Genomic DNA, 8,169 nt, shown 5'->3' on the forward strand with positions numbered 1-8,169 from the left:
CCCCCACTCCCCCGCCCGCGCCCGAACAGCGTGCGCGCCACGCGCTCGCTATCCAGCCCGAAGCTCTGTGCCGCCGCCGCGGCGATCAACCCATCCAGTTCCGTGGTCGGCGCCAGGTCGCGCCCCTGGTAAAGCGATCCCTGCGCCAGCCCCGGCCAGTCGGCCAGCACGCGCCCGCCTCTGACCCCGCCGCCCAGCAACATCGCCGCCGCGCCGGTGCCGTGATCGGTGCCGCCGGTGCCGCCGGTGCCGTTGGCAGCGGCGGTGCGCCCGAACTCCGTGGCCACCAGCACGGTGGTGCGCTCCCACGCCGGGCCCAGCCCGTCGCGCAGTGCTGCCAGCATGGTGTCCAAGGCCTTCAGGCGAGCCGCCAGGCGTGGCGCTTGCGCACTGTGCGTATCCCAGCCGCCGGTCTCGATCATGGCAATGCGCGGCCCGTCCGCGCGCGCCAGGAAGCCCGCGGCGAGACGCCCAAGGCTGGCCGGGTCCTGGCGCGCACCGGCGTCGCCTGCCAGCCCGCGTGCCTGCATGGCCGCGTTCCAGAGCGGATGCAACTGCGGATCCATCTCGTAGAGCTGCCCGACGCGTGCGAGCAGGTCATCAGGCGCTGACGGCAGTGCCGATGGCGCATAGGAGCCGACCTCCACCGGGCCGCGCAGCGCCGCCGGCACCGTGGGTGCGAAGGCGATGGCATTCTCGGGCCGCTTGGGCAGCAGGCTCACCAGCCGGTTCATCCAGCCATCCTTCACCTGGTAAGGCGCGGCGCCGCCGGTCTCCAGCACGTTCTGGCCGTCGAAGTGCGAACGCTCGCGGTAGGGCGATGCCACTGCCTGCACGAACAGCGCCTGCCCGGCGGTGTACATCCGCGCCGTTTCCGTCAGCGCGGGATGCAGCGCGAACGTGCCATCGAGCTTGGTGGCTTGCGCCGTGTCGATGGCCAGCGCGCCACGCAGGCGGGCGTAACCAGGATCGGCGTAGGGAATGACCGTGTTCAGGCCATCGGCGGCGCCGCGCTGGATGACGAAGACGAAGCGGCGATCGGAATCGACGCTGGCGAGCGTGAGGCGCGGCAACGCAAGCATGGCGGCAGCGCCGCCCGTCACGCGGAGGAAATCTCGGCGGGAAAACATGGCAATCACCTCCGTTGGAAATCGGGCGACACCAGCAGCAAGGCCAGTGCGGTCTGCGCGCTTTCGGCACGCGCGATGGCGGCAGCGGCGGGTGCCGACAACGTGCCCGCAAGCAGCTTGGGGCCGAGCTCGCGCGCGTCGATCCGGTCGCCGACGCGCGCCGCCAGCCGCTGCGCCAGCTCAACCCGGCGCACCAGCGCATCGGGCGCGGCCCAGCTTGCGGCAATGTCGTCGTAGCCCGCCGGCGAGCCCGGCCGCCAGACCGGCTGTCCGAGCTGGGTCAGCATGGGCGCGAAGTGCAGAGCGCCGGCCTCGCGCAGACCCAACCCGCGCAGGGATGAAAGGGTCCACTCCCACGGCGTCTTGAATTTTGCCGGCTCGCTGGCCCAGGCCTCGGGCGACTGCACCAGCGCGCGGTACATCTCGGGCAGCGCGCCACCGCTACGCAGGTACGCCTGCGACAAGCGCGCCACCAGCGCGGGCGGCGGCGCATCGGCAACGAAGTGGCGCACCAGCTTGGTGGCCAGGTGATTGGCCGTGGCCTCGCTCTGCGCAAGGTCATGCAGCACGGCCAGCGCCTGCGCCTCGCCCTGCTGCGGGTAGCTGCGGCCGAGGATAGTGCGGGTGCCAGGCTCATGCACGCGCGCGCGGAACTGGAAGCGCCCGGGCTCGCCGTCGTCGCGCGCGCCCAGGCCGCCGATGCTCCAGCCGGTCAGCGCACGCGCGAACTCGGTCACGTCGGCCTGCTGGTAGCCGCTGCGCACGCCGAGCGTATGCAGTTCCATGATTTCGCGCGCGAGGTTTTCGTTCAATCCGAGCTGGCGCTCGGGTGCGCGCTGCGCAGCCACCCGCGCGGCCATGCTGTCGGGGCCGATCGAGCGGACCTGGTCCAGGAAGACCTGCATGGCGGGATGGCGCTCCACCGCGACCAGCATGTCCTCGAAGCGTCCGAGCACGTGGGGACGGATCGCCTCGGCCTCGAAGGCGCCGGCCAGCGCGGCGACGGCCGGTTTCTCCACCGACACCGCAAAGTGGTTGGACCAGAAATGCACCAGCCGCTCGACGAACGGCGCTTGCGTGACCAGCGCACTGGTCACGCGCGCGTCGACGGCATCGCGATAGGCCTCGCGCGTCTCGCGCTGCAATTGCTGGCGCGCCGCGGTCTTCGCATCGGCCTGCGCCTGGCGCACCTCGCGCTGCTGGGCGCCAAACTCGCCGGCCAGCGCGGCCGTGCCCGGCTGCGCGCTCCAGGCCGCGGGCCTGGCCTCGTAGTGCTCGAACTGGCCCAGCAGCCAGCCACGCGGATCGGCTGGCAGCGGCTCGTCCGGGCGCGCGCCCAGCCCGAACCGGTTGACCGCGACAGCCGCGGCCGTCATGGCGGTGTTTGTCATGCGTTGCTCCCCTGGGAAGTGCCTGTTGGCTTTGTCGCCATTGCCACGGCAATGGCCATTGCTGTCGTGGTCGATCGCCGCATCATGGCGCCGCCTTCGCAGGCCGCGCCTGGCCGGTGCGCAGCGGGCCGCGCTGGACCAGTGCATCGGCCAGCGTCTGTCTCTGCTCGGGCGACAGCGTGGCGGCGAAATCCACCACGCTGCTTTCCAGGCGGGCACGCACCGCGGCATCGGCCTCGCGCGTGCGGGCCAATGCCGCCGCCAGCGCGTCGCGCTCGAACTGCGGCTGCCGCAGCAATTGCTCCACCTGGTGGCGTCCGTCGCGCGCGGCGTCCACGTCCGACGCCGCGGCACGGCGTGCGGCGCGCAAGCCTTGCAGGTATTGCCTGCGCTGCTCGGCCGCCAGCCCATCGGCGGCGAAACGCAGGCCGCGCGGCTGCGCGGCCGCCTGGCGCTCCACGGCGTACCAGCGATAGCCGCCGCCGCCAATCGCGCCCAGCAGGAATACGTTGACCAGCACGGAAACCGCCAGCGCCACCTTGAGCCGCTTCGGCGTACGCTCGTTCATTCCTCGCTCCCGTTATGCGCCATGCCACCGAAGCCGGTCGAGGCGTAGGGCAGATCGACAGCGGCCGGCGCCGGCACCGTGGCCAGCACGGCCGAGACCAGCAACGCGCCCGCCAAGGTGCCGGCCAGGCCGACGCCGGCCAGGCCCAGCCCGGACCACCACCACGGCGCGCGCGGCGCGGGCGCGCTCGCCACAATGCGGCGCTGCAACGCCGCCTCCGGGGCGGCCACCTGATGCGCGGCCAGCAAGCGGTCGAGCGCAGCCGCTTCGGCCAGCGCGCCGCGATGCCCGGGCGCGGCAGCCATGGCCTGGCCCGCGGTGCGCTCCCCTTCGGGCCAGCGTGCCGGATCGGCACCATAGCTCTCGGTCAGTGCGCGAAATCTCTCGGGTGTCATCGCAAATCCTCATGATGGCCGTCTTGCATGAGCAAATCGCGCAGGTTACGGCGTGCGCGAGCGAGCAAGCTTTCCAGCGCCTCGATACTGATGCCCATCAACGCGGCGGCCTCGCCATTAGGCAACTCCTGGTAATACTGCAGCACCAGCGCCTCGCGCTGGCGCGCGGGCAGCTTCGCCAGCGCCGCGCCTACGCGCGCGCCCTGCGCCGCCGCATCCAGCGCTTCCTCGGGCCCGGCCCCGGGCGCCGCCTGCTCGGGCACCGGCTCCATGGCCTGCTCGCGCGCGCCGCGCAAGCGGTCGTAGCAAAGGTTCAGCGCCACACGATGCAGCCAGGTGTCAAAGCGCGCCCGGCCGGGTTGCCAGCGCGCGGCCTGCTTCCACAACCGCATGAAGACTTCCTGCGCCACGTCTTGCGCTTCGCCGCGGTCGCCCAGCATGCGCGTAGCCAGCGCCAGCACGCGCGGCAGCTTGCGCGCGACCATCTCGCGTACCGCGGCTGCATCATGCCTGCCGATCCGCGCCAGCAGCGCATCGTCCGGATCTGTGTCGCTCAATGGGTATGGTTCCGCGTTGCCGGTTCGTCCTTCTCGCAAGCCGCGCCCCCCCTTGGGGCGGGCACGGCTTGCCTCGTCAGTACACAAAGACCGGCGCGCGATAGTGGTAATAAGCGGGTCGGGCCGGCACGATCACACAGCCAGACAAGGTGGCGGCGACAAGCGCCGCGATCAGAAGGCTTTTCATCGGTTACCCCTTGCTGTAGTGACTGCCATCGCGCTTGACGAATGCCATGCCGCTCATGGCGCCCAATGCCCTTCGACCCAGCGCCATTGCGGGCCACGCGCCACCCAATGCCCCGGCACCCAGCGGTAGCCCGCCCTGGCCGGGCGCCAATGGCCGCCCACCCAGACGTAGGCGCCATTGCGCCATCGCCAGTGGCCCGGATCCCAGACATAGCCGCCACGCGCGGGCGGCAGGACCTCCTGGCGCATCGGCGGGGGCGCCGTGGGTGCGATCACGATGGTTTGTGCGAATGCTGGCGCCAGCGCGAACGCCGCCGTCACGGCGACGCCCAGGCGGGCAAGGCTAGATGAGAGGGACATTGATCTGCGCATGAGAAGCTCCAGTCCACAATCCACAGCCTGACGCGGTTTGCGCGCAGGCTCGTCATGTCTGTCATGTCTCTTAAACGCAGGCGGGCGGAAAAAACCGTCGCGGAAAAGCGTAAGTTTTGATTACAGCGTCGGCGCGCGGCTCACGCCACCACATCGACGCCTTCCATCACCCACTGGCGGAAGGTCTGCAGCGCCGGCAGATGCTGTTTCTGCTCGGGATAGCAAAGGTAGTAGCCCTTCTTGCTCAGCACCCGCGCCGGATGCGCCACCACCAGCACGCCGGTGGCGAGTTCCTCCTCGATCAGGCAGCGCGGGATCAGCGCGATGCCAAGCCCCGACATCGCAGCCTGCGTCAGCAGCGAGAACTGGTCGAAGCGCGCACCGCTCCAAGCCTTGCGGTTCGCCACGCCAAGCTCGGCGAACCAGTCAGGCCAGGCTTCGGGTACGGTGGTGTGATGCAGCAGGGGAAAACGCAGCAGCGCCGAGGGCGCGCGCGCCATGCCTTCCGGCTCGCCGGCCAGCAGGGCCGGGCGGCACACGGGCAGCACTTCGCGGCCAGTCATGTAGTCGGCCAGGCTGCCAGGCCACATACCGTCGCCGAAGCGGATGGCGGCATCAAGGTCGGGCTGGGAAAAATCGTAGCCCTGCGCGTGCGGCACGAATTCAAGGCTGACGTCGGGATGCTTCTCGAAGAATTGCGGCAAGCGCGGAATCAGCCATTTGGCGCCCAGCGTGGGCATGCTGGCGATATGCAGGGTGCCGCCGCGGCCCTGCTTGGCGATCAGTTCCACCGTGGCAGCCTCGATCTCGGTCAGGCTCGGGCGGATGCGGTCCAGGTAGCGCTGGCCGGCATCGGTCAGCATCAGGCGCTGGCGCACGCGCTCGAACAGTTCCACGCCAAGGAAGGCCTCCAGGCTGCGCACCTGCTTGCTCACGGCACCCTGGGTGACGTGAAGCTCCCGCGCTGCGGTGGTGAAGCTGTTGTAGCGTGCGGCGGCCTCGAAGGCCTGCAATTCAGTCAGCGACGGACATAAGCGTCGCATAGATAACCCCTTACTTCACTACCAAACGGAATGATCGCACGATTTTATTTCGTTTGCGGTGTGCCTGCACGAACAAGCAGAATCAGGGAAGCCTTTCTTTTCCCCGCTTTCACCGCTTTCACCGCTTTCACCGCTTTCCTTCTCTCCTTCTCCCCTCCCTCCATTCAGGAACCGAACCATGCAACGCCGTAACATGCTCCGCCTCCTTGCCGCCGCCACTGGCGCCGCCGCCGGCCTGTCGCTGTCGGCCGCTGCCCAGGGCACGTACCCGACCAAGCCGATCTCGCTGGTTGTGCCGTTCCCGGCAGGTGGCACCACCGACATCGTGGCGCGCATCGTGGCCGACAAGCTCGGCCAGCAACTGGGCCAGACCGTGGTGGTGGACAACCGCGGAGGCGCCGGCGGCAGCATCGGTACCGGTTACCTGGCCAAGGCCGCGCCGGACGGCTACACCCTGGGCATCGCCACCGCTTCCACGCACGGCATCAACCCGGCCGTGTACCCGCGCCTGTCGTACGACGCCACCAAGGACTTCACCACCATCACCAACCTGGCTTCGGTGCCTAACGTGATGAGCATCAACCCGGCGGTGAAGGCCAACGACATGAAGGCCTTCATCGCGCTGGCCAAGGCCCAGCCGAACAAGATGGCCTACGGCTCGGCCGGCAACGGCAGCGTCTCGCACATGATGGGCGAGCTGTTCAAGATGAGCAGCAAGACCGAGCTGCTGCACGTGCCGTACAAGGGCGTGGGCCCGGCGCTCAACGATGCGCTGGCCAACCAGGTGCAGGTGCTGTTCGACAACCTGCCGTCGTCGCTGCCGTTCATCGAAGGCGGCAAGCTGCGCGCCCTGGCTGTGGCCTCGCCCAAGCGCGTGCCGGCCCTGCCCAACGTGCCGACGTTTGCCGAACTCGGCCTGCCTGAAGTCAACGACGCCGCCTGGTTTGGCCTGATCGCGCCAGCCAACCTGCCCGCCGACGTGCAAGCCAAGCTGCACGACGCCGCCGTCAAGGTACTGGCGCTGCCCGAAGTAAAGGCTAAGCTGGAGAAGCTGGGCGCGGTGCCGGTTGGCAACACGCCGGCGCAGTTCGCCGCGCAGATCAAGTCCGAAGTGGCGAAGAACAAGCGCATCGCCGCAGCAGCCAAGATCACCCTGGATTAAACGACGCACATCATGACGGAAGCAGACCGAAAGACCGGGCTCAGCCCTTACCTCCTGCAACTGCCGCAAGGCGAGAGCAGCCCGCTCTTTCTCGATTCGCCGCATAGCGCCACCAGCTACCCGGCTGATTTCCGGCCGGCGGCCGGCTTGCCCTTGCCGCTGCTGCGCCAGGCCGAAGACACCTTCGTCGACGAGCTGTACGCCGACGCTCCCGCACGCGGCATTGCGCTGCTGTGCGCGGGCTTTCCGCGCAGCTACCTCGATGCCAACCGCGGCATCGAGGAAATCGACGAAGCCGTGCTCGACGCGCCCTGGCCCGGCCCGCGCCAGGAAACCTCCAAGACCCGTCTTGGCAAGGGCCTGGTGTGGCGCGTGCTGGATACCGGCGAGGCCATCTACGACCGCAAGCTGAGCGTGGCCGAGGTGCAGGCGCGCATTACGCAGTACTACCTGCCCTACTACGCGCAACTGCAAAAGCTGGCCGACCAGGCCATCGCCACGCACGGCAGCGCCTGGCACATCAACTGCCACTCGATGCCCAGCCAGGCGGCGCAGTACGCCACCGAGCATCCCGGGCTGCAGCATCCGGACTTCGTGGTGGGCGACCGCGACGGCACCACCTGCGACACGCGCTTCACGGACCGCGTGGAAGGCGTGCTCAAGGAGATGGGCTACGACGTCTGGCGCAACCACCCCTACAAGGGCGTGGAAATCGTGCGCGTGGTGGGCCAGCCGGCGCAAAAGCGCCACAGCCTGCAGCTTGAGATCAACCGCAAGCTGTACATGGACGAAGTCGGCCTGGTGCACAACGCGGGCTTCGGCAAGCTGAAGGCAGACCTCAACGCGCTGCTGGACGACCTCAAGACCTTCGTCAAGACAATCTGAGCGGGTTCGGCGTTTTCGCATTTGAGGGCATTGAACACCGGGAGGCCCGCCGCGCATTGCGTGGCGGGCCCAACCGGCACCCGCTCTTGCCTCACACGTATCTCACTCGTGCATCACGCTTCGCGCCGCCATCCCCGGGCGGCCCGTGCCGCCGGGCAAAACACTGCCCTGCGCTGCACTCTGCTGCACATCCCGCATGCGTTCCCTTCGGGTAGAACCCTTAAGTCAGGAGATTTCGGAACTTTGCCGCATGGGTTTCCTCTATCATGGCAGACCTTTGCCAACCCCTTACGCTCCAAAGCAAGACGATCCCGTGATCCGACGAATCTCTGACCTCCTCAGCAGCCGGCTGTGTGCGCTCGCTGCTGCAGTGGCAGGTGCGATCGCCCTGGTGGGCTGCGCCGATACCCCGCTCAATGATCGCGACGCCGTGATGTCCCCCGGCATCGCCACGCCGGCAGCCGCTGCCAGCTCCGCGCC

The 8,169-nt window shown here is 68.9% G+C and carries 9 protein-coding genes; 2 read left to right on the top strand and 7 right to left on the bottom strand.

Annotation, left to right across the window (positions count from 1 at the left end; genetic code table 11):
• The 7 genes from AC1RWI_RS37280 to gcvA form a co-directional block, all read right to left on the bottom strand.
• The coding region (locus tag AC1RWI_RS37280) for a DUF1501 domain-containing protein (protein WP_492870812.1) at positions 1-1,130 on the bottom strand (1,130 nt) is incomplete at its 3' end.
• 5 nt (positions 1,131-1,135) lie between these two features.
• The gene (locus tag AC1RWI_RS37285; protein WP_492870813.1) at positions 1,136-2,521 is read right to left on the bottom strand and encodes a DUF1800 domain-containing protein; all 1,386 of its coding nucleotides are present in this window, start codon (positions 2,519-2,521) and stop codon (positions 1,136-1,138) included.
• Positions 2,522-2,603: 82 nt separating this feature from the next.
• Positions 2,604-3,089, bottom strand: a complete 486-nt coding sequence (locus AC1RWI_RS37290) for a periplasmic heavy metal sensor (RefSeq protein WP_492870814.1) — start codon at positions 3,087-3,089, stop codon at positions 2,604-2,606.
• Positions 3,086-3,484: a hypothetical protein gene (locus AC1RWI_RS37295; protein WP_492870815.1), complete on the bottom strand. Its 399-nt coding sequence runs from the start codon at positions 3,482-3,484 to the stop codon at positions 3,086-3,088. Before AC1RWI_RS37295 ends, AC1RWI_RS37290 begins: the two co-directional genes overlap by 4 nt.
• A complete protein-coding gene (locus AC1RWI_RS37300; RefSeq protein WP_492870816.1) occupies positions 3,481-4,041 on the bottom strand; it encodes an RNA polymerase sigma factor in 561 nt (186 codons plus the stop codon). The genes AC1RWI_RS37295 and AC1RWI_RS37300 overlap by 4 nt, the downstream gene beginning before the upstream one ends.
• A gap of 240 nt (positions 4,042-4,281) precedes the next feature.
• The gene (locus AC1RWI_RS37305) at positions 4,282-4,587 is read right to left on the bottom strand and encodes a YXWGXW repeat-containing protein (RefSeq protein WP_492870817.1); all 306 of its coding nucleotides are present in this window, start codon (positions 4,585-4,587) and stop codon (positions 4,282-4,284) included.
• A 152-nt stretch (positions 4,588-4,739) separates the two neighbouring features.
• A complete protein-coding gene (gcvA, locus tag AC1RWI_RS37310) occupies positions 4,740-5,642 on the bottom strand; it encodes a transcriptional regulator GcvA (RefSeq protein WP_043344822.1) in 903 nt (300 codons plus the stop codon).
• Positions 5,643-5,820: 178 nt separating this feature from the next.
• Here gcvA and AC1RWI_RS37315 point away from each other — a divergent pair, with 178 nt between their 5' ends.
• Positions 5,821-6,804 (top strand): tripartite tricarboxylate transporter substrate binding protein BugE, encoded by a 984-nt coding sequence (locus tag AC1RWI_RS37315; RefSeq protein ID WP_492870818.1) that lies wholly within the window; start codon positions 5,821-5,823, stop codon positions 6,802-6,804.
• 12 nt (positions 6,805-6,816) lie between these two features.
• Positions 6,817-7,689 (top strand): N-formylglutamate amidohydrolase, encoded by an 873-nt coding sequence (locus tag AC1RWI_RS37320; RefSeq protein ID WP_043344817.1) that lies wholly within the window; start codon positions 6,817-6,819, stop codon positions 7,687-7,689.
• Positions 7,690-8,169: the final 480 nt, after the last annotated feature.

This window comes from Cupriavidus sp. MPR-AND1C, assembly GCF_058809705.1.

What these genes read in the sequence shown, in the direction of transcription:
- AC1RWI_RS37285 (WP_492870813.1), bottom strand. Translation starts at nt 2,521, where the DNA reads ATGACAAACACCGCCATGACGGCCGCGGCTGTCGCGGTCAACCGGTTC.
- AC1RWI_RS37290 (WP_492870814.1), bottom strand. Translation starts at nt 3,089, where the DNA reads ATGAACGAGCGTACGCCGAAGCGGCTCAAGGTGGCGCTGGCGGTTTCC.
- AC1RWI_RS37295 (WP_492870815.1), bottom strand. Translation starts at nt 3,484, where the DNA reads ATGACACCCGAGAGATTTCGCGCACTGACCGAGAGCTATGGTGCCGAT.
- AC1RWI_RS37305 (WP_492870817.1), bottom strand. Translation starts at nt 4,587, where the DNA reads ATGTCCCTCTCATCTAGCCTTGCCCGCCTGGGCGTCGCCGTGACGGCG.
- gcvA (WP_043344822.1), bottom strand. Translation starts at nt 5,642, where the DNA reads ATGCGACGCTTATGTCCGTCGCTGACTGAATTGCAGGCCTTCGAGGCC.
- AC1RWI_RS37315 (WP_492870818.1), top strand. Translation starts at nt 5,821, where the DNA reads ATGCAACGCCGTAACATGCTCCGCCTCCTTGCCGCCGCCACTGGCGCC.
- AC1RWI_RS37320 (WP_043344817.1), top strand. Translation starts at nt 6,817, where the DNA reads ATGACGGAAGCAGACCGAAAGACCGGGCTCAGCCCTTACCTCCTGCAA.